Source organism: Pseudomonas sp. Irchel s3f19, assembly GCF_900187555.1.
In the GTDB taxonomy this organism is placed as follows: Bacteria; Pseudomonadota; Gammaproteobacteria; order Pseudomonadales; family Pseudomonadaceae; genus Aquipseudomonas; species Aquipseudomonas capeferrum.
Map to the genome: position 1 here is coordinate 290562 of NZ_FYDW01000005.1, position 22323 is coordinate 312884.

The following is a 22323-nucleotide window of genomic DNA, read 5'->3' on the forward strand; positions in this document are numbered from 1 at the left end:
CTGGTTTTTTGAGCAGGATAGCCGGCCCTTCGAACCGGTTATCAAGCAGCTGATTTTGCATGGAAAATCTTGACCAATTTGGCTTCTTGTCAAGTGCGTCAAAATGGTGAAGGGCCTCACCATTTTGGTGATTTGTATATTTTTCCCTTTAATATCAATAATTTATAAATGTTATAAGCTAATAAATTATTTTCTTGAACAATCTTAAATCACCATCTAAATTTCATTCTTGTCAGGTCTGACAGGATTGCAAGTTACCCTTCAGCCACTGGCCGATAACAATTCAAGAACCGGCCCAGACCGGTCAGCCTGCGAGGAAGACGGCATGTCCCTGTTGATCCGTGGTGCCACCGTGATAACCCACGAAGAGCGTTACCCCGCCGATGTTTTGTGTGTCGAGGGTGTGATCCGCGCCATTGGCGAAAACCTCGACCCCCCCACCGACTGCGAAATCCTCGACGGCACTGGCCAATACCTGATGCCCGGCGGCATCGACCCGCACACCCACATGCAACTGCCCTTCATGGGCACCGTGGCCAGCGAGGACTTCTTCAGCGGCACTGCTGCAGGCCTGGCCGGCGGTACCACCTCGATCATCGACTTCGTCATCCCCAACCCGCAGCAGTCGTTGCTGGAGGCCTTTCACACCTGGCGTGGCTGGGCACAGAAGAGCGCCAGCGACTACGGCTTCCACGTCGCCATCACCTGGTGGAGCGAGCAGGTCGCCGAAGAAATGGGCGAGCTGGTGGCCAAGCACGGGGTTAACAGCTTCAAGCACTTCATGGCCTACAAGAACGCCATCATGGCCGCCGACGACACGCTGGTGGCCAGCTTCGAGCGCTGCCTGCAACTGGGCGCGGTGCCCACCGTGCATGCCGAGAACGGCGAACTGGTCTACCACCTGCAGAAAAAACTGCTGGCCCAGGGCATGACGGGCCCCGAGGCACACCCCCTGTCGCGCCCTTCGCAGGTCGAAGGCGAAGCCGCCAGCCGCGCCATCCGCATTGCCGAAACCATCGGTACGCCGCTGTATGTGGTGCACATCTCAAGCCGCGAAGCGCTGGACGAAATCACCTATGCCCGGGCCAAAGGCCAGCCGGTGTACGGTGAAGTACTGCCCGGCCACCTGCTGCTCGATGACAGCGTCTACCGCAGCCCGGACTGGGCCACGGCCGCCGGCTACGTGATGAGCCCGCCCTTCCGCCCACGGGAACACCAGGAAGCCCTGTGGCGCGGCCTGCAATCGGGCAACCTGCACACCACCGCCACCGACCACTGCTGTTTCTGCGCCGAGCAGAAGGCTATGGGCCGCGACGACTTCAGCCGCATCCCCAATGGCACCGCCGGTATCGAGGACCGCATGGCCGTGCTGTGGGATGCCGGGGTCAACAGTGGGCGCCTGTCGATGCAGGAGTTCGTCGCACTGACTTCCACCAACACCGCGAAGATCTTCAACCTGTTCCCGCGCAAGGGCGCCATCCGCGTCGGTGCCGATGCCGACCTGGTGCTGTGGGACCCAGAGGGCACGCGATTGATCTCGGCGCAGACCCACCACCAGCGCGTGGACTTCAACATTTTCGAAGGCCGCACCGTGCGCGGCATCCCCAGCCACACCATCAGCCAGGGCCGTGTGGTCTGGGCCGATGGCGACCTGCGCGCCGAACCTGGCGCCGGCCGTTACGTGGAGCGCCCGGCCTACCCCTCGGTGTACGAGGTGTTGGGCCGACGCGCCGAGCAGCAGCGCCCGACACCCGTCCAGCGCTGAGCCTTACCCACAGCACCAGCACTGCCGTACCGGCCCTGAAGAGGCCGGGCGGCGCCGTATTGCCGTTGACTGCCACATCCAAAAAAGAAAAGAGAGGCTAACAACCGTGATCGATGCCCTGAACCACTTGCCGCGCCCCCGGGCCGGCGCCGACCAGTTGGCCGAGCGCTTCGGCGACCTCGCCCCGCCCCTCACCGCCCGCCAGGCCGCCGTGGAAAGCGCCCGCTGCCTGTATTGCTACGACGCCCCCTGCGTCAATGCCTGCCCAAGCGAAATCGACATCCCCTCGTTCATCCACCGCATCAGTGACGAGAACCTGCAAGGCGCTGCCGAACGCATTCTGTCGGCGAATATCCTCGGCGGCAGCTGTGCCCGTGTGTGCCCGACCGAAATCCTCTGCCAGCAAGCCTGCGTGCGCAACAACGCCCAGGAATGCGCACCGGTGCTGATCGGCCAACTGCAGCGCTATGCCTTGGACAACGCCCACTTCACCGAGCACCCCTTCACCCGCTCGCCGGCCACCGGCAAGCGCATCGCCGTGGTCGGCGCAGGCCCGGCCGGGTTGTCCTGCGCGCACCGCCTGGCCATGCATGGGCACGACGTAGTGGTCTTCGAAGCCTGCGACAAGGCCGGTGGCCTCAACGAGTACGGCATCGCCCGCTACAAGCTGGTGGACGACTACGCCCAGCGCGAGGTGGAATTCCTGTTGGGTATTGGCGGCATCGAAATCCGCCACGGTCAACGCCTGGGTAGCAACCTCAGCCTGGGCGAGCTGCGCGATCAGTACGATGCAGTATTCCTGGGCCTTGGCCTGAATGCGGTGCGTCAGCTCGGCCTGGCCGATGAAGAGGCGCCCGGCGTGCTCGCCGCCACTGCATACATCCGCGAACTGCGCCAGGCCGACGACCTGAGCCAACTGCCGCTGGCCGACCGCTGCCTGGTGATCGGCGCCGGTAACACCGCCATCGACATGGCCGTGCAGATGAGCCGCCTGGGCGCCCGTGACGTCAACCTGGTGTACCGCCGCGGCCACGCCGACATGGGCGCCACCGACCACGAGCAGGACATCGCCAAGGCCAACCAGGTGCGCCTGCACACCTGGGCGCGCCCCGATGCCGTGTTGCTGGATGACGCCGGCAAGGTGCGCGGCATGCGCTTCGCCCGCACGGCACTGGCGGATGGGCGCCTGCGCGACACCGGCGAAACCTTCGAACTGGCCGCCGATGCGATCTTCAAGGCCATCGGCCAGCGCTTCGACGACGCCAGCCTCATCGACCCCGTGGCCGCGCAACTGGCCCGCGACGGTGAACGCATCCACGTCGATGCGCACATGCGCACCAGCCTTGCGGGTGTCTACGCGGGCGGCGACTGCACCGCCCTGGGCCAGGACCTCACCGTCCAGGCCGTGCAACACGGCAAGCTGGCCGCTGAAGCCATCCATGCCCAACTCATGCTCAATGTGGAGGCTGCGTAAATGGCCGACTTGTCTATCGAATTCGCCGGTATCAAGGCGCCCAATCCTTTCTGGCTGGCCTCGGCGCCACCCACCGACAAGGCCTACAACGTGGTCCGCGCGTTCGAGGCCGGCTGGGGCGGCGTGGTCTGGAAGACCCTGGGCGAGGACCCGGCGGCGGTCAACGTGTCGTCGCGCTACTCAGCGCACTACGGCGCCAACCGCCAGGTGCAGGGTATCAACAACATCGAGCTGATCACCGACCGCTCGCTGGAGATCAACCTGCGTGAGATCACCCAGGTGAAGAAGGACTGGCCCGACCGCGCGTTGATCGTGTCGCTGATGGTGCCGTGCGAGGAACAATCGTGGAAGTTCATCCTGCCCCTGGTGGAGGCCACGGGCGCCGATGGCATCGAACTGAACTTCGGCTGCCCCCACGGCATGCCTGAACGTGGCATGGGCGCGGCGGTCGGCCAGGTGCCGGAGTATGTGGAGATGGTCACCCGCTGGTGCAAGACTTATTGCGCCCTGCCGGTGATCGTCAAGCTCACGCCGAACATCACCGACATTCGCCAGTCGGCCCGCGCCGCGCACCGCGGCGGGGCGGATGCGGTGTCGTTGATCAACACCATCAACTCGATCACCAGCGTTGACCTGGACCGCATGGTGGCCCACCCCATCGTCGGCGACCAGAGCACCCATGGCGGTTACTGCGGTTCGGCGGTCAAACCGATCGCCCTGAACATGGTCGCGGAGATCGCCCGCGACCCCGAGACACGTAGCTTGCCGATTTGCGGCATCGGCGGTATCGGCAACTGGCGTGACGCTGCCGAGTTCATCGCCCTGGGCAGTGGCGCCGTGCAGGTGTGCACGGCCGCGATGCTGCATGGGTTCCGTATCGTCGAAGACATGAAAGATGGCCTGGCCCGCTGGATGGACCAGCATGGGCACCGCAACCTGGAGGCGTTCAGAGGCCAGGCCGTGGGGCATACCACCGACTGGAAGTACCTGGACATCAACTACAAGTCAGTGGCACACATCGACCAGGACGCCTGCATCGGTTGCGGGCGGTGCCACATCGCCTGTGAAGATACGTCGCACCAGGCCATTGCCAGCACGGCCAAGGCTGATGGCACCCACATCTACAGCGTGATCGAGGAGGAATGCGTGGGCTGTAACCTGTGCCAGATCACCTGCCCGGTGGAAAACTGCATCGACATGGTGGCGCAGGATACCGGCAAGCCTTATCTGAACTGGACGCAGGATCCGCGTAACCCCTATCGCGAGGCGAGCTGAGGCTGAAGCTCCCACAGGCGTTGTGTGCTTTTTCAGGCAGGCAGAAATCCTGTGGGAGCGGGCTTGCCCCGCGAAAGGCTGTGAAGCGGCCCCATCTCTGGTCAAGCCACCGCTGTCTCATGCAGGTACGCCCACACCACCCGCTGCTCGTCACACTCCACAATGGCCAACGAATACCGCGCAGTCTCCTGCCCCTGCAACCGGTGCGTCTCCTTGTAGCGCACCGCCACACTCGCCCCCGCCTGCCACACTACCTGCACGTCACTGACCTCGATTTCCAGCCCTGGCCGAGCCCCGGCCCCCCGCTCGAACAACTGCCCCACCTGCTGCCGATCAACGATCGCGCCCGCCGTGGTGACCATACTGAAGTTGTCGGCAAACACCGCCATCAACTCGCTGCGAAGCGCCTCGGTTCGCGCAGCGGGTCGGGTGAATACTGCATGGATCAGATCATGTACATCGTGGATGCTGCGTACCGCACGTTCACTCAACGTCATGTTCAAGGCTCCAGGCCAATGCCACGCAGGATGACACTGGTCACCGTCTGCACCGCGTTTTCGAATGCCATATCCGACAAGGGCTCGCCGCCATTGAGCAACGCCACTTGATAGCCAAAGTCGGCATAGTGCTGGGTCGATGCCCAGATCATGTACAACAGCGCAGACGGCTCTACCGGCAGGATGCGCCCGTCTTCCACCCAACGGCGAATCTTGGTCTCCTTCAGCTTCGCCCAGGGCACCAGGCTTTCGTCCAGGCTCACGCCCAGCACGGGCGCGCCGTGCAGCATTTCTTCAGCCCAGATTTTCGAGCCCAGCGAGCGTGAACGCGAATGGCCCATCTTGGCGCGGATGTAGCTGGTGAGCACCACACGTGGGTCATCGAAGTTCTCGAAACACAGCGCATCCTGCTTCCACACATCCAGCAGGTCCTGCAGCACGGCGCGGAACAGGTCGTCCTTGGTGCTGAAGTAGTAATGAAGGTTGGAGCGCGGCAACTCGGCCTGCTCGGCGATATCGCCCATCGAGGTGGCGCCATAGCCTTTCTCGGCGAACACCTTTTCTGCAGCCTGGAGAATCTTCTCGATGTTGCGCCGGCGGATCTCGATCTTGTGGTTGGCCATCAAGCTTGGGCCGTCCACACCGCCAGTTCATAGCCGTCCGGGTCGACGAAGTGGAACCTTCGCCCGCCGGGGAACGAGAACGTGGCACGGCTGATCTGCGCACCGGCGGCCTCGACCCGCTGCTGCGTGGCGTCGAGATCGTCGGCGTACAGGATGACCAGCGGGCCACCCGGGCGTACCGGCTCGCCTGTAGTAAAGCCACCCGTCAGCCGCCCATCGCTGAATTCGGTGTAGGCAGGGCCGTAATCGGTGAAGCGCCAGCCGAAGACGCTGCCATAAAAGGCCTTGCTCCGTGCGATATCGCTGACATTGAATTCGATGTTGTCGATCTGTCGATCGTGGCCACGAACGCTCATGCGTGCTCCTTGCCAATGGGTAATGGCCCAGTCTACTTGAGTCAGTGCACACACGCAGACCTAACCACAACGCGCCCGATCGCGCACCGGGCACTGCGCGCGGTGCAGGTTCAGCGCCGTGTTGATGATGCCGATATGGCTGAACGCCTGGGGGAAGTTGCCCAGCATTCGCTTGCCTGCCGGGTCATACTGCTCCGCCAGCAACCCCAGGTCGTTGCAAAGGCCGCTCAAGCGTTCGTACAGGGCCTGTGCCTGGGCTTGCCGGCCTAGCAGCACATAGACATCGGCCAGCCAGAATGAACACACCAGGAACGTACCCTCCCCGGGTGTCAGGCCGTCGCTGCAGCTGTCGGTGTCATAGCGCGACAACAGGCCATTTTTCAGCAGCCGCTTTTCGATTTCTGCCAGCGTGCGCAAAAACCGTGGGTCTTCCGCCGGCAGAAAGCCGGTCAATGCAATCTGCAACAGGCTGGCGTCCATTTCGTTGGCGCCGTAGGCCTGGACAAAAAACGCCCCGCTCGGGTCCAGCCCGCGCTCGCACACCTCACGGCGAATCTCGTCTGCCACCTGGCGGTAGTGCCGCCCGCGCTCGCGATCCTCTTCGGTGGTTTCGGCCAACCCCGCCGCGCGGTCGAACGCCACCCACGCCATGACCTTGGAATGCACGAAATGCTGCCTGCCACCGCGAACTTCCCAGATACCTTCGTCCGGGTCTCGCCAGATGCGCTCCACGTACGGCAGGATCAAACGGGCAATCGCGGCGCTGCGTGGGTGCCGAGGCAAGCCGCCTTTGATCGCCTGGGTCATGGCATCGGCCAGCTCGCCGTAGATATCCAGTTGCATCTGCCCGGCCGCCGCGTTGCCCACCCGCACCGGCTGCGAGTGCTCGTAACCGGCCAACCATGGCAGGGTGTACTCCTGCAGGTCACGCTCGCCGGCCAGGCCGTACATGATCTGCATCTGTTCGGGGTTGCCTGCCACCGAACGCAACAGCCATTCGCGCCAGGCCTGGGCTTCGTCGAAGTAGCCCAGGTTCATGAACGCCAGCAGGGTCATGGTGGCGTCGCGCAGCCAGCAGAAGCGGTAGTCCCAGTTGCGTTCGCCACCTATGCGCTCGGGCAGCGAGGTGGTGACAGCGGCGACGATGCCGCCGGTGGGCGCGTAGGTCATGGCCTTAAGCGTGAGCAGCGAGCGCCGCACCAGGGCGGTGTAGGGACCGACCTCCGGGCAGCGGGCGGCAAAGGCCTGCCATTGGTTGATGGTTTGCGCCAGCGCCGCCTCGACATCGCAATCGGGCTGCACAGGCAGGTGCGAGGGTTGGTGGCGCATGCTGAACACCTGACGTTGGCCGGCACCGACGCGAAAGCGTGCGACGGTGTGGTGGTCGCGTGCATGCGAGGGGACCGTGCTGCACAGGATCAGGCGGTCAGGGCCGGCTACGGCGCTGAGGGTCAGGGGGGCGAGCTTTTCTACCCAAGGCACGCTGCGCCCATAGTCGAAACGCAGCACCAGGTCCATCTCGAAGCTGGTTTCGCCGGCCAGGCCTTCGACGATGCGCACGACCGAGTTGACCTCGCCCAGGGGCATCAGGTCGAGCACGCGCGCCCGACCAGAGGCGGTGACCCAGGTGGTTTCAAGCACCAGGGTGTCCTCCAGGTATTGCCGGCTGGTGTGCTCGACCGGGTCGCAAGGGGCCAGGCGCCAGCGGCCGTTTTCTTCATTGCCCAGCAGGGCTGCAAACACGGCGGGGGCGTCGAAGCGGGGCAGGCACAGCCAGTCAATGGAGCCATCGCGGCTGACCAGGGCGGCGCTGCGGCAATTGCCGAGCAAGGCGTAGTCTTCGATGTGGGCGGGCATTGAGTCTCCTTTCGGTTGAGCCGGTTGGTTGCCTGGGTCGGCCTCTTCGCGGGGCAAGCCCGCTCCCACAGGTACAACACCGCACCAGTGGGAGCGGGCTTGCCCCGCGAAGAGGCCGGCACTGGCAACCCAACTTGATCAGGTCACCCCAAACGGTGCCATTCCCGCCTGTCACGGGTCAGCAGTTCATTGCCAGCCTCTGGCCCATCTTCACCTGCCGGGTATTCGTGCACTTCGCCATCCTTGGCCCAGGCATCGAGAAAGGGCTGCACCGCGCGCCAGCCGTTCTCGATGTTGTCGGCCCGCTGGAACAGCGTCTGGTCACCGGTCAGGCAGTCGTAGATCAAGGTTTCGTAGCCCGTCGCCGGGGTCATCTTGAAGAAGTCCTTGTAGGCAAAGCCCAGCTCGACGTTCTCCATCACCAGCTCAGGCCCCGGGCGCTTGGCCTGCAGGTCGAACCACATGCCCTCATTGGGCTGGATCTGGATCTTCAGGTAGTTGGGCTTGGGCCGCTCCAGCTCCGACTCGCGGAACTGCGCATAGGGCGCGGGCTTGAAGCAGATGGCGATCTCGGTGTCGCGCACGCTCATGCGCTTGCCGGTACGCAGGTAGAACGGCACGCCGGCCCAGCGCCAGTTGTCGATCATCACCTTGAGTGCCACGTAGGTCTCGGTCTGGCTGTCTTCGCCGACATTGGCTTCCTGGCGATAGCCGGGCAAGCGCTTGCGCCCCAGCTTGCCCGCCGTGTACTGGCCTCGCACCGAGTTTTTCAGCGCCATCTTCGCCGACCACGGGCGAATGGCGCCGACCACCTTGGCCTTTTCGCCGCGCACGGCATCGGCGCCAAAGGCGGCCGGAGGCTCCATGGCGACCATCGCCAGCAACTGGAACAGGTGATTGGGGACCATGTCGCGCAGGGCCCCGGTGTTGTCATAGAACGCACCGCGGGTTTCGACGCCGACGGTCTCGGCGGCGGTGATCTGCACATGGTCGATGTAGTGGTTGTTCCAGAACGACTCGAACAGCCCGTTGGAGAAGCGGCTGACCAGAATGTTCTGCACCGTCTCTTTACCCAGGTAATGGTCGATGCGGTAGATCTGCCGCTCGCCCATCACCTTCAGCAAACAGGCGTTGAGTGCCTCGGCGCTGGCAAGGTCAGTGCCAAAGGGTTTCTCCACCACGACGCGACGAAAGCCACCGGCCGACTCGTCGAGCAGGCCGGCCTGGCCCAGGCGCAGGGCCACTTCGGGGAAGAAACGTGGCGAGGTGGCCAGGTAGAAGATCGCGTTGCCATGACGGGTCGCTTCGATGCGCTTGGCAATCGCCTGGTACGTGGCCGGATCAAGAAAGTCGCCGGTCTGGTAGTCCAGCCGTTTGGCCAGCCGCGCCCACAGTTTTTCGTCCAGGCACTTGGCGCTGCCCTCGCCGCCCTTGTCACGCTCCAGCATGAAGGCGTGCAGGCGCTCGGCGAACGCCTCGGCGGTGGCGGCATTGTGATCGACACCAACGATGCGCAGGTTGCGGTCCAGCAACCCGTCACGGCTGAGGTTGTACAGCGCCGGCATCAGCAGGCGCTTGACCAGGTCGCCATTGGCGCCGAACAGAAACAGGGTGCAGGGAGGCGCTGCAGGGATCGTCTGTTTAGTCATTCGCCTTTCTTCTCGACATGCCCACCAAAGCCCAGGCGCATGGCCGAGAGCATCTTGTCGCCATACGTGCCCTGCTGCTGACGCGAACGGAAGCGGGCGAACAGCGCGCTGGACAGCACCGGCACTGGCACGGCCTGCTCCACGGCGGCGTCAATGGTCCAGCGGCCCTCGCCACTGTCGGACACCGAACCACTGAACTGCGCCAACTGCGGGTCGGCCACCAGCGCATCGGCGGTAAGGTCTAGCAACCAGGACGTGACCACACTGCCGCGGCGCCAGACTTCAGCGATCTCGGCCACGTCGAGGTCAAAGCGCTGGTCCTCGGGCAGCTCGTTGCCGCCCTTGCTGCGCAGCAAGTCGAAGCCTTCGGCGTAGGCCTGCATCAGGCCGTACTCGATGCCGTTGTGCACCATTTTCACGTAGTGCCCGGCACCGGGTGGGCCTGCGTGGATGTAGCCATGCTCGGCGCGCTGGTGCTCGCCCTCGCGGCCATGGGTACGCGGGATGTCGCCGACGCCGGGCGCCAAGGCCTTGAACAGCGGCTCGAGGCGCTCGAACACGTCCTTTTCGCCCCCGATCATCATGCAGTAGCCACGCTCCAGCCCCCACACGCCGCCAGAGGTGCCCACGTCCAGGTAGTGAAGGCCACGTTTGGCCAGATCGGCGGCACGGCGCATGTCGTCTTTATAGAAGGTGTTGCCACCGTCGATGATCGCATCGCCCGGTTCCAGCAGGTCGGCCAGTTGGGCGATGGTCTGCTCGGTAGAGTCACCGGCCGGCAACATCACCCACACCGCACGCGGGGCCTTGAGTTTTTGCACCAGGGCGCCGAGGTCGTGGGCACCTTGTGCGCCCTCGCCCTCCAGCCCGACGACGGCGTCGCGGTTGCGGTCGTGCACCACGGTGCGATGGCCGGCGCCCATCAGGCGCCTTGCGATATTGCCGCCCATGCGGCCCAGCCCGACGATTCCCAGTTGCATGAGCCGATGCTCCCGTTTCGAAAATGGATGATGATGCAGTTAAGCGTTTCAGATTAGTCCAGCGTACCGCCCAAGGGTTCAGCGACGAACGGCGAGACCACGATAAACAAAAAAGTTCCCATGGGCGGCGAAAGAATTCAGAATGCGCCCCGCGTGAAGCGACTACGCTTTAACTGTCACCAGCCAAAACCGCGAGGTGTGCTCATGGGTACCTTGATGCCTGCTACTCCAACCCAGACCCTCTATGTCTCCGTACGCCGTGATGAGCTGCGTAAGTTGAAAGACGAACGTGACCAGTTGCGTCAGCAGGTCGCTCAGTTGCACATGATGCTTGAGCAAGCTCGCTCCGGCGACAAAGCTATCAATCTCTGATCGTGACCTTCCCTGGTGGGGGCTGACCGGCTCCCACGCTGCTGTACCTCCCCCTCTCCGCTTGCCTCTGCGCGCGCACCAAAACAGGGCAACCCCGTTCTCTGCGCGACGAAATGATGCGCGTCTGAAACCCTGTGCCCTACCCTCGAGCACCCCGTTCACATCGGGTCGCAGACGCCAACGTTTGCGTCTAAACCGGCCATAACGAAAGTGACCAGTGGGTCACCTTTTTTACTTCTTCTCTCCTACACTCAGCTTTCGGCCCGCCATTTGCTCATAGGAAGAGTGACGTAAAAAAGTCGAACTTTCACAAACGGCGGTGGGTCAGGAACTAAGTAGGCCAAATGCAAAGGGACCTCCCCCGCTTCGGCCCACCAACCCCATTCAGTCCAATCGCCTTCGGCCGGAATGCTGATCGCGCTGTGCCTGCGCGCACGACTCAGGGGCATGGATAGCACTACACGGATTTGAACCAGAGAGAACCAACACGAGATAACGCCGCGGGTGCCAGCACCCGGCCAAGCATAGGGACGGAGAGAAGTATGATCAGTGCCGCTGTCGAGCCTCACGTAGAGTCATTCAAACCGGACAACCGCGAGCCGCTTACCCCGGAATTCGCCACGACAGGCAAGGCACCCGGCGCACAGCGCCAGCACAACCCGAACAAACGCAAGATCCTGTTCGTCACCTCTGAAATCGCCGACTTGGTCAAGACCGGCGGCCTGGGCGACGTCTCTGCCGCCCTGCCCCGCGCCTTGGCGCACCTGCACGATGTGCGCGTATTGATCCCCGGCTATCGCCAGGTGATGGAGAGCGACAACCCGATTCACATCGTCGGCGAATTGGGCGGCCACGCCGCACTGCCGCCGTGCAAGATCGGCCGTATGGACCTGGCCGATGGCCTGGTCATCTATGTGTTGATCTGCCCTGAGCTGTACCAGCGTGACGGCACTCCCTATGGTGCCAACAATGGCCGCGACTGGCCCGACAACCATATCCGCTTCGCCCGCCTGGGCCTGGCTGCAGCCGAGATTGCTGCCGGCGAAGGCATGATCCACTGGAAGCCCGAAGTGGTGCACGCCCACGACTGGCCTGCAGGCCTGGCCCCGGCCTACATGCACTGGCGCGGGCTGAACACGCCGACCCTGTTCACCATCCACAACCTGGCCTACCAGGGCGTCTACAGCCGTGGCTGCAGCCCGGAGCTGGCAATCCCCGAGCACGCCATGCAGCAGGAAGGCATGGAGTTCTACGGCAAGCTGTCGTTCCTCAAGGCCGGCCTGGCCTACTCCAGCCACATCACCACGGTCAGCGCCACCTATGCCCGGGAAATCACCACCCCCGAGTTTGGCTGCGGCCTGGACGGTTTCCTTGCGGCCAAGGCCCAGCAAGGCCTGCTGGGCGGGATCCCCAACGGCATCGACGAAAGCTGGGACTCGGCCACCGACAAGCACCTGCAACACAACTTCAGCATCAATGACTGGGACGGCAAGGCGCGCAACGCCGAAGCCGTGCGCCAGCTGTTCGAGCTCGAACCCTCCGAGGGGCCGCTGTTTGCCGTGGTCTCGCGCCTGGTCTACCAGAAAGGCCTCGACCTGACCCTGGGTGTGGCCGACTACATCGTCGAGCAAGGCGGGCAGATCGCGATCATCGGCCGTGGTGAGCCGGAAGAAGAACAGGCCATGCGCGAACTGGCGCTGCGCCACCCGGGCCGTATCGGCGTGCGCATCGGTTTCAACGAGACCGACGCGCGGCGCATGTTCGCCGGCAGCGACTTCCTGCTGATGCCGTCGCGCTATGAACCATGCGGCCTGAGCCAGATGTACGCGCAGCGCTTCGGTTCACTGCCGGTGGCGCGCAACACCGGCGGCCTGGCCGATACCATCGAGTGTGGGGTCACGGGTTTTCTGTTCAACGAATCGACCGTCGAGAGCTACCGCGAAGCGCTGAGCCGCGCCTTCTATGTGTACGGCAAGAAAGACTTGCTCAACGCCATGCGCTGCCTGTCGATGACCCAGCCGTTCAACTGGTGCCAGGCGGTGGAACCCTACGCTCGCCTCTATGAGGACTTGGTCAAGCAGGCACAGTTCAGCCACAACTGAGCGGAGAATCGAAGATGCACAGGCATGGCGCACAGTTGTTGGACGCCACGTCGGCGCGCTTCGCCCTCTGGGCGCCGGATGCGCGCAGCGTGAGCGTGGAAATCGAGCAGCAGCCGCCGGTCGAGCTGCTGCCCGACAATGATGGCTGGTACACCGGCACCGCCCCGTGCCAGGCCGGCGATCGCTATCACTATCGGATCGACGGCAAACTGCAGGTAGCGGACCCCGCGTCGCGCTACCAGCCCGAGGGCGTGCAGGGGCCGAGCGAACTGGTGGATGTGGCCAGCTACGACTGGCAACACCCCTGGCAGGGCCGCCCGTGGCACGAAGCGGTCATTCAGGAATTGCACGTCGGCGTGCTGGGCGGCTATGCCGGGGTTGCCCGGCAACTGCCACGCCTGGCCGCCATCGGCATCAGTGCTGTCGAATTGATGCCGCTGGGGCAGTTTCCGGGTGAACGCAACTGGGGGTACGACGGCGTGCTGCCGTTCGCGCCGCAGAATACCTACGGCAGTCCGCAGCAGCTGTGCGCGCTGGTCGACAAGGCCCATGGCGAAGGGTTGATGGTGCTGGTGGACGTGGTCTACAACCACTTCGGCCCGGACGGTAATTACCTGCACCAGTACGCCAGCCCGTTTTTCCGCGAAGACCAGCAGACGCCGTGGGGCGCGGCCATCGACTTCCGCCGCGCCGAGGTGCGCGAGTTCTTCATCCAGAACGCCCTGATGTGGCTGTGCGACTACCGCTGCGACGGCCTGCGCCTGGATGCGGTGCACGCAATCGACCAGCCAGACTTTCTCGTCGAGCTGGCGCAACGGGTACGCGCTGCGGTGGAGCCTGGCCGGCATGTGTGGCTGGTGCTGGAGAACGAGCACAACCAGGCCTTTTTGCTGGAGCAAGGTTTCGACGCGCAGTGGAATGACGACGGCCACAACGCCCTGCACGTGCTGCTGACCGGCGAAACCGAAGGCTATTACGCCGACTACAAACAGCGCCCCATCGACCAGCTCGCCCGCTGCCTGTCGGAAGGCTTCGTGTTCCAGGGCCAGGCCAACCGCCATGGCGAGCCGCGCGGTGAACCCAGTGGGCACCTGGCGCCGAGCGCGTTCGTGCTGTTCTTGCAGAACCACGACCAGATCGGCAACCGCGCCCTGGGTGAACGCCTGACCCGCCTGTGCCCGCCGCCAGCCCTGCGTGCGGCCACGGGCCTGCTGCTGCTGGCGCCGATGATCCCGCTGCTGTTCATGGGCGACGATGACGGCAGTTGCCGCCCGTTCCTGTTCTTTACCGACTTTCACGATGAACTGGCCGATGCCGTGCGCGAAGGCCGACGCGGCGAATTCGCCCACTTCACCGCATTTGCCGACCCCGCGCAGCGTGAGCGCATTCCCGACCCCAACGCCGAGCAGACATTCGAGTCATCACGCCCGCAGCACAACGAGGTCATTGCCGGCTGGCACGGCCTCTATCAGCAGTTGCTCGACCTGCGCCGTCGCCATGTCATCCCGCACCTGCCTGGCAGCCGTGCGCTGGGCGCCGACGTGCACGGCGACAAAGCGCTCAGCGCACGCTGGCGGCTGGGCGATGGCAACACCTTGCGCATCGACTTGAACCTGGCCGCAAGCCCCCAAGCCGTGGAACTACCCCCTGCCGCAACACGGCTGTTCGACAGCAGTGACAACCGCCACCCCGATACCCATCTGGCCGCGTACAGCTGCGTGGTCAGCCTGATTCCCCCTGGCCAGGAGCGCCCATGAGCGAAACCGCCCTGCACCGTCTGGCGGCCCGCGTCGGGCTCAGCCGTGACTGGATCGATGCCAACGCCCGGCCCCAGCAAGTCAGTGACGCCGTACTGCGCAACGTCCTCGAATGTTTGGGCCACCCCGCCGCCGACGAGACCGCCATCCAGGCCAGCCTGCGCGCTGTGGAGGCCGCCGAGGACAGCGAGCACCTGCCGCCCTTGCTGACCGTCGAGCTGGGCCAACCGCTGGCCCTGCACCGCTATTTCAGCGCAGGCAGCGCGGTGCGTTGCACCTTGGAAGACCACAGCCAGCACAGCCTGGCACTGGACAGCCAGGCTCGCCTGCCCGGCGAACTGCCCTTGGGCTACCACAGCCTGGAAATCGACGGCCGCACCTTCACCGTGGCGGTGGCGCCGTCGCGCTGCTACAGCCTCGAAGACAGCGTGCCGCAACCGCCGCCGCGCTGCTGGGGCCTGGCCGTGCAGCTGTACAGCCTGCGCCGCAGCGGCGATGGCGGCTACGGCGATTGCCTGGCGCTGGAGCAACTGGCGCGTACGGCCGCCGAGCGCGGTGCGGACGCCTTGGCCATCAGCCCGATCCACGCCCTGTCGTCCATCGACCAGCAGCACTACAGCCCCTACTCGCCCTCCAGCCGCCTGCTGCTCAACAGCCTTTATGCCAGCCCGGCCGCGCTGTTTGGCGAGCGCGCCGTGCGCATGGCCATCGAAGCCTGCGGGCTGCAGCAGCAGCTCGAAGACCTGGAGCAACGCCCGCTGGTCGACTGGCCCCGCGCTGCCAGTGCCCGCCTGCGCCTGCTCGAAGCGCTGTACCAGGACTTCAGCCAGGGCGATCACCCGCTGCGCAAGGACTTCGACAGCTACCGCGAAGCCGCCGGCCAGGCCCTGGAGCACCACTGCCGCTTCGAGGTGCTGCAGGCACAAGCGGTGGAGCATGGCCTGGGCGCCGACTGGCGCAAGTGGCCCAGTGCCTGGCACGACCCCTACCACGCCGAGGTCGAAGCCTTCGCCAATGCCTACCCGGCCAAGGTCGAGTTCCACGCCTTCTGCCAATGGCTGACCGAACGCAGCCTGCAACGAGCCCAGGAGGCCGCCCGTGGCAATGGCATGGCCGTCGGCCTGATCGCCGACCTGGCGGTAGGCGCCGACGGTGCCGGCAGCCAGGCCTGGAGCCGCCAAGACGAGTTGCTGGCCAACCTCAAGGTCGGCGCGCCGCCCGACATTCTCAACCGCTCGGGGCAGGACTGGGGCATTTGCGCGTTCTCCCCAGAAGGCCTCAAGCGCAATGGCTACCGCGCCTTCATCGAGATGCTGAGGGCCAACATGGCCCATGCCGGTGGACTGCGCATCGACCACGTCATGGGCCTGCGTCGGCTGTGGCTGATCCCCCGGGGCGCCAAGCCCAGCGAGGGCGCATACCTGAACTACCCCCTCGAAGACCTGCTGCGCCTGCTGGCGCTGGAGTCGGTGCGCCACCAGGCGATCATCCTCGGCGAAGACCTCGGCACCGTGCCCGAAGGCCTGCGCGAACACTTGGCCGACAAGGCCGTGCTGGGCATGCGTGTGCTGCCCTTCGAGCAGACCCAACCCGGCCACTTCAGGCCCATTCTCGACTGGCCGGACAGCGCCCTGGCCACCACCGGCACCCACGACCTGGCCCCGCTGGCCGGCTGGCTGCAGAACCGCGACATCGACTGGAGCCATCGCCTGCAGTTGATCGACGCCGCCACCGAACTCCATTGGCGCCAGGAGCGCCAGCAAGAACACGACGGCCTGCGCCGCACCCTGGAGGCCAACTACGGCCCCTTGCCCGACAACGACGCGGTTATCGATGCCGCCCTGCGCTACGTCGGCCATACCCGCGCCCCGCTGGTGCTGGTGCCACTTGAAGACCTGCTGGGCTGCGACGAACAACCCAACCTGCCCGGCACCACCGAAGGGCACCCCAATTGGCGCCGGCGCTTCGCCCTGCCGGTGCGCGAACTGCTCGACGACGAAGACGCCGCACGGCGCCTGGAGCTGCTGGCCCAGGCCCGTGAACAAGCCTGGGAGCGTGACCGATGAAGCCCTTGACCGCGACCCTGCGCCTGCAATTTCACAGCGACTTCACCCTTGATCACGCCGTGCCGCTGGTGCCGTATTTTGCCCAGTTAGGCATCAGCCACCTGTATGCCTCGCCGATTCTCAAGGCCCGCGCCGGCTCCCGCCACGGTTACGACGTGGTCGACCCGACCCAGGTCAACCCGGAGCTTGGCGGTGAGGCTGCACTGGAGCGCCTGGTGGCCGCACTGCGCCAGCACGGCATGGGGCTGATCCTCGACACGGTGTCCAACCACATGGCCGTGGGCGGCGCCGACAACCCGTGGTGGCAAAGCCTGCTGGCCTGGGGCCGGCGTAGCCCGTATGCGGCGTTCTTCGATATCCAGTGGCACTCCAGCGACCCGCTGCTGGCCGGCCAGTTGCTGCTGCCCTTCCTGGGCAGCGATTACGGGGCGGCCTTGAAGCAAGGCGATATGCCGCTGACCTTCGACAAGCACCACGGTGTGCTGCAGATTGCCCACTACGAACACCGGTTCCCCATCTGCCCGATCGACTACGGCTGGATCCTCGCGCAAAGCCCCGAACCCGCCTTGCAGGCGTTGGCCGCGCATTTCACTGCCCTGCACGACAGCGCCCAACCGCTGGCCGACGCCCTGCCCTTGCAGGCTGAACTGGCGCGCCTGGTAAAAGACGGCGCCGACCTCGACGCGGCCCTGCTCGCTTTCGATAGCCGCAGCGAGGCCGGTTTCAAGCGCCTGCACCTGCTGCTCGAACGCCAGACCTACCGCCTGGCCAGCTGGCGCACCGCCGCCGACGACATCAACTGGCGGCGCTTCTTCGATATCAACGAGCTGGGCGGCCTGCGGGTCGAGCGCGCCGTGGTATTCGAAGCCACCCACGCCAAGCTGTTCGAACTGATCGAACGCGGCCTGGTGGACGGCCTGCGCATCGACCATATCGACGGCCTGGCCGACCCACGCGGCTATTGCCGCAAACTGCGCCGAAGGGTCGATGGCCTGCTGGCCCGGCGGCCCTTGCATGCGGCGCTGGAGCACTTCCCGATCTACGTGGAGAAGATTCTCGGGGCCAACGAACACCTGCACCGCGACTGGCTCACCGACGGCACCACCGGCTACGAGTTCATGAACCAGGTCTCGCTGCTGCAACACGACCCGGCGGGCGAAGCGCCGTTGACCGAGCTCTGGGCCAACGTCAGCGAACGCCCGGACTTCACCGAGGAGGTGCGCCTGGCCCGCCACCTGGTGCTCAACGCCAGCCTGGCCGGTGACTGCGAATCGGTGGCCCAGGCGTTGCTGCAAGTGGCTCGCGACGACCTGATGACCCGTGACCTGACCCTTGGCGCCATCCGCCGGGCCTTGCAGGCGCTGGTCGCGCATTACCCGGTGTACCGCACCTACTTCAACGCCTGCGGCCGCCCAGCCGAGGACGAAGCGTTCTTCCAGCAGGCCTTGGCCGCTGCCCGCCAGGACCTTGGCGAGGCAGACTGGCCACTGCTCGAACAGCTCGAACGATGGCTGGGTGGCCAGCCTTGGCGTGGCCTACCACCGGGCCGGCCGCGCAAGCACCTGCGCCATGCCTGCGTGCGGTTCCAGCAACTGACCGCACCCAGCGCCGCCAAGGCAGTGGAAGACACCGCCTTCTACCGCAGTGCGCGGCTGCTGTCGCGTAACGACGTGGGCTTCGAGGCCGAGCGCTTCAGCGCGGGCCCAGCGTATTTCCATAACGAGGCACAGCGGCGCCTGCGCGACTTCCCCGACAGCCTGCTGGCCACCGCTACCCACGACCATAAACGCGGCGAAGACACCCGCGCCCGCTTGGCGGTGCTCAGCGAACGCGGGCCGTGGCTGGCCAGCCGCGTGGAGCATTGGCGCGAGCTGGCGGCGCCCCTGCGGGCGCAACTGGACGATGGCCTGGCACCCAGCCCCGGTGATGAGCTGATGCTGCTGCAGACGCTGCTGGGCAGTTGGCCGCTGAGCCTTGAGCCACACGATGACGGCGCACTGCGCCAGTACGCCGAGCGCCTGCGGCAATGGCAGCAGAAGGCCCTGCGCGAAGCCAAGTTGCGCAGCAGCTGGAGCGCCCCGAACGACGCCTACGAGGCCGCCTGCGCACGCTACATCGATGGCCTGCTGCTCGATGGCGAAAACCAGCAGTTGCGCAAGTCGCTGGCCGATGCCGCCCAGCTCATCGCCCGCCCAGGCGCGCTCAACGGCCTGGTCCAGGCGCTGTTGCGCATGACCGTGCCCGGCGTGCCCGACCTGTACCAGGGCAATGAATACTGGGACTTCAGCCTGGTCGACCCCGACAACCGCCGCCCAGTCGACTACGCCAGCAGGCGCCGCACCCTGGACGACGCCACGCCGGTCGCCGAGCTGCTGGCGCACTGGCGCGATGGCCGAATCAAGCAAGCGCTGGTGGCGCGGGTGCTGGACTGTCGCCAGGCGCATGCCGAACTGTTCCGCCGTGGCGCCTACCTGCCGCTGACCGTGCAGGGCCGGCATGCCGACAAGGTGCTGGCCTTCGCCCGCCTGGGTGACGACGAGCGCGCCATCGTGATTGCGCCGCGCCTGGCCAGCGGCCTGCTCGGTAGCGCCCCTACACCGTTGATCCCGGCCCATAACTGGGACGACACCCGGCTGATACTGCCGTTTGCCTTGTCGCCTGCCAACTCGACGGGACTTTTCCCCTGTGCTGCGGTCAGCCTTTCAAAGGAGCTGCCGTTGAGCGCCGTACTGTCGGAATTTCCAGTCAATGTGTTGATACAACAATCTTGAGCATCAGGAGCGTCATGATGAGTGTCGATGAAAAACGTATTCGTGAATTTGCCTACCAGATCTGGGAATCGGAAGGTAAGCCGGTCGGTGAGGAGGAGCGCCACTGGGACATGGCGCGCAAGCTCGCCGAGGCTGAAGCGCTCGCACCCAAGGCAGCGCCACGCAAGAAAGCGCCGGCCAAGCCTAAGGTAGCGGCAGAGCCGGTTCAGAAACCTGCAGCGGTGAAGAAGCCTCGCCCGGTGAAGAAGCCAGCTGCTGGTTAAACCTGTACCGGCCTCTTCGCGGGGCAAGTCGGATCGCCGCACCGCCGCTCCCACACAGTCAGGCCTGCACCCTCCCTGTGGGAGCGGCGGTGCGGCGATCCGACTCGCCCCGCGAAGAAGACGGCACAGACGCTGCACTGTTTCCCCCTTCACCACGGCCACATGAGGACCGCCATGAGCCCCCGCATCCCGAAGAAAACCCGCTCAGTCGCCCCATCGCGCATTCGCGAAGGTATGCCCTTCCCCCTCGGCGCCACCTGGGACGGGCTTGGGGTCAACTTCGCCCTGTTCTCGGCCAATGCCACCAAGGTTGAGCTGTGCCTGTTCGACTCCAGCGGCGAACAGGAAATCGAACGCATCGAACTGCCCGAGTACACCGACGAGATCTACCACGGCTACCTGCCCGACGCGCACCCGGGCCTGGTCTACGGGTACCGCGTCTACGGCCCTTACGAGCCCGAGAACGGCCACCGCTTCAACCCCAACAAACTGCTGATCGACCCCTACGCCAAGCAACTGGTCGGCAGCCTGAAATGGTCCGAGGCCCTGTTCGGCTACACCATCGGCCACCCCGACGGCGACCTGTCGTTCGATGAGCGTGACAGCGCGCCCTTCGTGCCCAAATGCAAGGTTATCGACCCGGCCTTCACCTGGGGCCGCGATCAGCGCGTGCAGATACCGTGGGAGCGCACCATCCTCTACGAAGCCCATACCCGCGGCATCAGCATGCGCCACCCGGCGGTGCCCGAAGCGCTGCGTGGGACCTTCGCCGGCCTTGCCAATGACGAGCTGCTCAAGCACATCAAGGACCTGGGCGTTTCCAGCATCGAACTGCTGCCGATCCACGCCTTCGTCAACGACCAGCACCTGCTGGACAAGGGCCTCAACAATTACTGGGGCTACAACAGCATTGCCTTTTTCGCCCCCCACCCCCGCTACCTGGCCAGCGGCAAGATCGCCGAATTCAAGGAGATGGTTGCGCACCTGCATGACGCCGGCCTGGAGGTGATTCTGGATGTGGTCTACAACCACACTGCCGAAGGCAACGAGCGCGGCCCGACGCTGTCCATGCGCGGCATCGACAACGCCTCCTACTACCGCCTGATGCCCGATGACAAGCGTTACTACATCAACGATTCGGGCACCGGCAATACCCTGGACCTGAGCCACCCTTGCGTGCTGCAACTGGTCACCGACTCACTGCGTTACTGGGCCGGTGAGATGCACGTGGATGGCTTCCGCTTCGACCTGGCGACCATCCTTGGCCGTTACCATGACGGCTACAGCGAACGACACGGGTTCCTCGTCGCCTGCCGCCAGGACCCGATGCTGAGCCAGGTCAAGCTGATTGCCGAACCTTGGGACTGCGGCCCCGGTGGCTATCAGGTGGGCAACTTCGCGCCCGGCTGGGCCGAGTGGAACGACCGCTTCCGCGATACCGTGCGGGCGTTCTGGAAAGGTGACGAAGGCCAGCTGGCCGACTTCGCTTCGCGCATGACCGCGTCGGGCGACATGTTCAACAACCGCGGCCGGCGCCCCTATGCCTCGGTCAATTTCGTCACCGCCCACGATGGTTTCACCTTGCGCGACCTGGTGTCCTACAACAACAAGCACAACGAGGACAACGACGAGAACAACCAGGACGGCACCGACAACAACCTGTCGTGGAACTGTGGCGCCGAAGGCCCCACCGACGACCCGGAAATCAATGCCCTGCGCATGCGCCAGATGCGTAACTACTTCGCCACCCTGTTGTTTGCCCAAGGCACGCCGATGATCGTCGCCGGCGACGAGTTCAGCCGCACTCAGCACGGCAACAACAACGCCTATTGCCAGGACAGCGAGATCGGTTGGGTCAACTGGGACCTGGACGACGAGGGCGCCGCGCTGCTGGCCTTCGTCAAGCGCCTGACCCGCCTGCGCCTGGCCTACCCGGTGCTGCGCCGCTCACGCTTTCTGGTGGGCGACTACAACGAGGCGATCGGGGTCAAGGATGTCACCTGGTTGGCGCCGGATGGCAGCGAGATGAGCGTCGAGCAATGGGAAGACCCCCATGGCCGGTGCCTGGGCATGTTGATCGACGGGCGTGCCCAGGTCAGCGGCATCGCCCGGCCAGGCGCCGAGGCGACGGTGCTGCTGATCGTCAATGCCCATCATGACGTGGTGCCGTTCCAGTTGCCGACCGTGCCTGACGGTGATTACTGGAGCTGCCTGGTGGATACCGACCGGCCAGAGTTGCGCAAGGGGCAGCACTTGGCGTTCGAGAGCACGTTCGAGGTGAAGGGGCGCTCAATGCTATTGATGGTGTTGCAACGCGAGGAAGAGTGAACCCGAAGGGCCCTGACCGGTCCCTTGTAGGAGCGGCCTTGCCGGGGCGCCGGACCGGTCGGAAAGGGCTGCGCAGCGGCCCCTGGATTTCAGCTTCGCCGCAGAGCTGAATTTCAGCTTCGCCGCAGAGATTGCTGGGGCCGCTGCGCGACCCTTTCGCGACGCAAGGCCGCTCCTACAAAGGCCGA

Annotated in this window: 16 protein-coding genes; 10 read left to right on the forward strand and 6 right to left on the reverse strand. The window is 64.9% G+C overall.

Translation table 11 applies throughout. The annotated features are described in order from the left end of the window. The first annotated feature begins 325 nt into the window (after positions 1-325). The 3 genes from hydA to preA all read left to right on the forward strand — a co-directional run bounded on the left by hydA (position 326) and on the right by preA (position 4514). The gene (hydA, locus tag CKW22_RS15465) at positions 326-1765 is read left to right on the forward strand and encodes a dihydropyrimidinase (protein WP_033696708.1); all 1440 of its coding nucleotides are present in this window, start codon (positions 326-328) and stop codon (positions 1763-1765) included. Between the two features lie 106 nt (positions 1766-1871). Next, positions 1872-3239 (forward strand): NAD(P)-dependent oxidoreductase, encoded by a 1368-nt coding sequence (locus CKW22_RS15470; protein ID WP_033696707.1) that lies wholly within the window; start codon positions 1872-1874, stop codon positions 3237-3239. Next, positions 3240-4514 (forward strand): NAD-dependent dihydropyrimidine dehydrogenase subunit PreA, encoded by a 1275-nt coding sequence (gene preA / locus CKW22_RS15475; protein ID WP_095064368.1) that lies wholly within the window; start codon positions 3240-3242, stop codon positions 4512-4514. Positions 4515-4615: 101 nt separating this feature from the next. Here preA and CKW22_RS15480 read toward each other — a convergent pair whose 3' ends face one another. The 6 genes from CKW22_RS15480 to gnd form a co-directional block, all read right to left on the reverse strand. Then, positions 4616-5011: a DUF4440 domain-containing protein gene (locus CKW22_RS15480; RefSeq protein WP_095064369.1), complete on the reverse strand. Its 396-nt coding sequence runs from the start codon at positions 5009-5011 to the stop codon at positions 4616-4618. 2 nt (positions 5012-5013) lie between these two features. Continuing rightward, positions 5014-5634 carry a TetR/AcrR family transcriptional regulator gene (locus tag CKW22_RS15485; protein WP_033696704.1) on the reverse strand — a complete coding sequence of 207 codons (621 nt, stop codon included), beginning with the start codon at positions 5632-5634 and terminating at the stop codon, positions 5014-5016. Further along, positions 5634-5990 (reverse strand): VOC family protein, encoded by a 357-nt coding sequence (locus CKW22_RS15490; protein ID WP_047581818.1) that lies wholly within the window; start codon positions 5988-5990, stop codon positions 5634-5636. The genes CKW22_RS15485 and CKW22_RS15490 overlap by 1 nt, the downstream gene beginning before the upstream one ends. Positions 5991-6050: 60 nt before the next feature. Then, positions 6051-7847, reverse strand: a complete 1797-nt coding sequence (locus CKW22_RS15495; protein ID WP_095064370.1) for a glycoside hydrolase family 15 protein — start codon at positions 7845-7847, stop codon at positions 6051-6053. A 143-nt stretch (positions 7848-7990) separates the two neighbouring features. Beyond that, positions 7991-9496 carry a glucose-6-phosphate dehydrogenase gene (gene zwf / locus CKW22_RS15500; protein WP_047581814.1) on the reverse strand — a complete coding sequence of 502 codons (1506 nt, stop codon included), beginning with the start codon at positions 9494-9496 and terminating at the stop codon, positions 7991-7993. Continuing rightward, on the reverse strand, positions 9493-10515 hold the full coding sequence (gene gnd / locus CKW22_RS15505) for a phosphogluconate dehydrogenase (NAD(+)-dependent, decarboxylating) (RefSeq protein ID WP_256577303.1): 1023 nt from the start codon (positions 10513-10515) through the stop codon (positions 9493-9495). Before gnd ends, zwf begins: the two co-directional genes overlap by 4 nt. Positions 10516-10680: 165 nt before the next feature. On the opposite strand from gnd, the gene CKW22_RS27580 reads away from it, so the two are divergent. From CKW22_RS27580 to glgX, 7 genes are all read left to right on the forward strand, one after another. Further along, positions 10681-10848, forward strand: coding sequence for a DUF6026 family protein (locus CKW22_RS27580; RefSeq protein WP_077068354.1), 168 nt, complete (start codon positions 10681-10683; stop codon positions 10846-10848). Positions 10849-11390: 542 nt separating this feature from the next. Beyond that, on the forward strand, positions 11391-12950 hold the full coding sequence (glgA, locus tag CKW22_RS15510) for a glycogen synthase GlgA (RefSeq protein WP_033696695.1): 1560 nt from the start codon (positions 11391-11393) through the stop codon (positions 12948-12950). A gap of 14 nt (positions 12951-12964) precedes the next feature. Next, positions 12965-14707, forward strand: coding sequence for a malto-oligosyltrehalose trehalohydrolase (gene treZ / locus CKW22_RS15515; protein WP_033696694.1), 1743 nt, complete (start codon positions 12965-12967; stop codon positions 14705-14707). Continuing rightward, a complete protein-coding gene (malQ, locus tag CKW22_RS15520; protein WP_095064372.1) occupies positions 14704-16773 on the forward strand; it encodes a 4-alpha-glucanotransferase in 2070 nt (689 codons plus the stop codon). The genes treZ and malQ overlap by 4 nt, the downstream gene beginning before the upstream one ends. Next, positions 16770-19544, forward strand: coding sequence for a malto-oligosyltrehalose synthase (locus CKW22_RS15525; RefSeq protein WP_095064373.1), 2775 nt, complete (start codon positions 16770-16772; stop codon positions 19542-19544). Before malQ ends, CKW22_RS15525 begins: the two co-directional genes overlap by 4 nt. A 14-nt stretch (positions 19545-19558) precedes the next feature. Continuing rightward, positions 19559-19807, forward strand: a complete 249-nt coding sequence (locus CKW22_RS15530) for a DUF2934 domain-containing protein (protein ID WP_095064374.1) — start codon at positions 19559-19561, stop codon at positions 19805-19807. Positions 19808-19981: 174 nt separating this feature from the next. Then, positions 19982-22135 (forward strand): glycogen debranching protein GlgX, encoded by a 2154-nt coding sequence (glgX, locus tag CKW22_RS15535; RefSeq protein ID WP_033696687.1) that lies wholly within the window; start codon positions 19982-19984, stop codon positions 22133-22135. The last annotated feature ends 188 nt before the right edge of the window (positions 22136-22323 follow it).

Excerpts from the sequence above, each read along its gene's own strand:
- hydA (WP_033696708.1), top strand. The coding sequence starts at position 326 with ATGTCCCTGTTGATCCGTGGTGCCACCGTGATAACCCACGAAGAGCGT.
- preA (WP_095064368.1), top strand. The coding sequence starts at position 3,240 with ATGGCCGACTTGTCTATCGAATTCGCCGGTATCAAGGCGCCCAATCCT.
- CKW22_RS15480 (WP_095064369.1), bottom strand. The coding sequence starts at position 5,011 with ATGACGTTGAGTGAACGTGCGGTACGCAGCATCCACGATGTACATGAT.
- CKW22_RS15485 (WP_033696704.1), bottom strand. The coding sequence starts at position 5,634 with ATGGCCAACCACAAGATCGAGATCCGCCGGCGCAACATCGAGAAGATT.
- CKW22_RS15490 (WP_047581818.1), bottom strand. The coding sequence starts at position 5,990 with ATGAGCGTTCGTGGCCACGATCGACAGATCGACAACATCGAATTCAAT.
- CKW22_RS15495 (WP_095064370.1), bottom strand. The coding sequence starts at position 7,847 with ATGCCCGCCCACATCGAAGACTACGCCTTGCTCGGCAATTGCCGCAGC.
- zwf (WP_047581814.1), bottom strand. The coding sequence starts at position 9,496 with ATGACTAAACAGACGATCCCTGCAGCGCCTCCCTGCACCCTGTTTCTG.
- CKW22_RS27580 (WP_077068354.1), top strand. The coding sequence starts at position 10,681 with ATGGGTACCTTGATGCCTGCTACTCCAACCCAGACCCTCTATGTCTCC.
- glgA (WP_033696695.1), top strand. The coding sequence starts at position 11,391 with ATGATCAGTGCCGCTGTCGAGCCTCACGTAGAGTCATTCAAACCGGAC.
- treZ (WP_033696694.1), top strand. The coding sequence starts at position 12,965 with ATGCACAGGCATGGCGCACAGTTGTTGGACGCCACGTCGGCGCGCTTC.
- malQ (WP_095064372.1), top strand. The coding sequence starts at position 14,704 with ATGAGCGAAACCGCCCTGCACCGTCTGGCGGCCCGCGTCGGGCTCAGC.
- CKW22_RS15525 (WP_095064373.1), top strand. The coding sequence starts at position 16,770 with ATGAAGCCCTTGACCGCGACCCTGCGCCTGCAATTTCACAGCGACTTC.
- CKW22_RS15530 (WP_095064374.1), top strand. The coding sequence starts at position 19,559 with ATGATGAGTGTCGATGAAAAACGTATTCGTGAATTTGCCTACCAGATC.
- glgX (WP_033696687.1), top strand. The coding sequence starts at position 19,982 with ATGAGCCCCCGCATCCCGAAGAAAACCCGCTCAGTCGCCCCATCGCGC.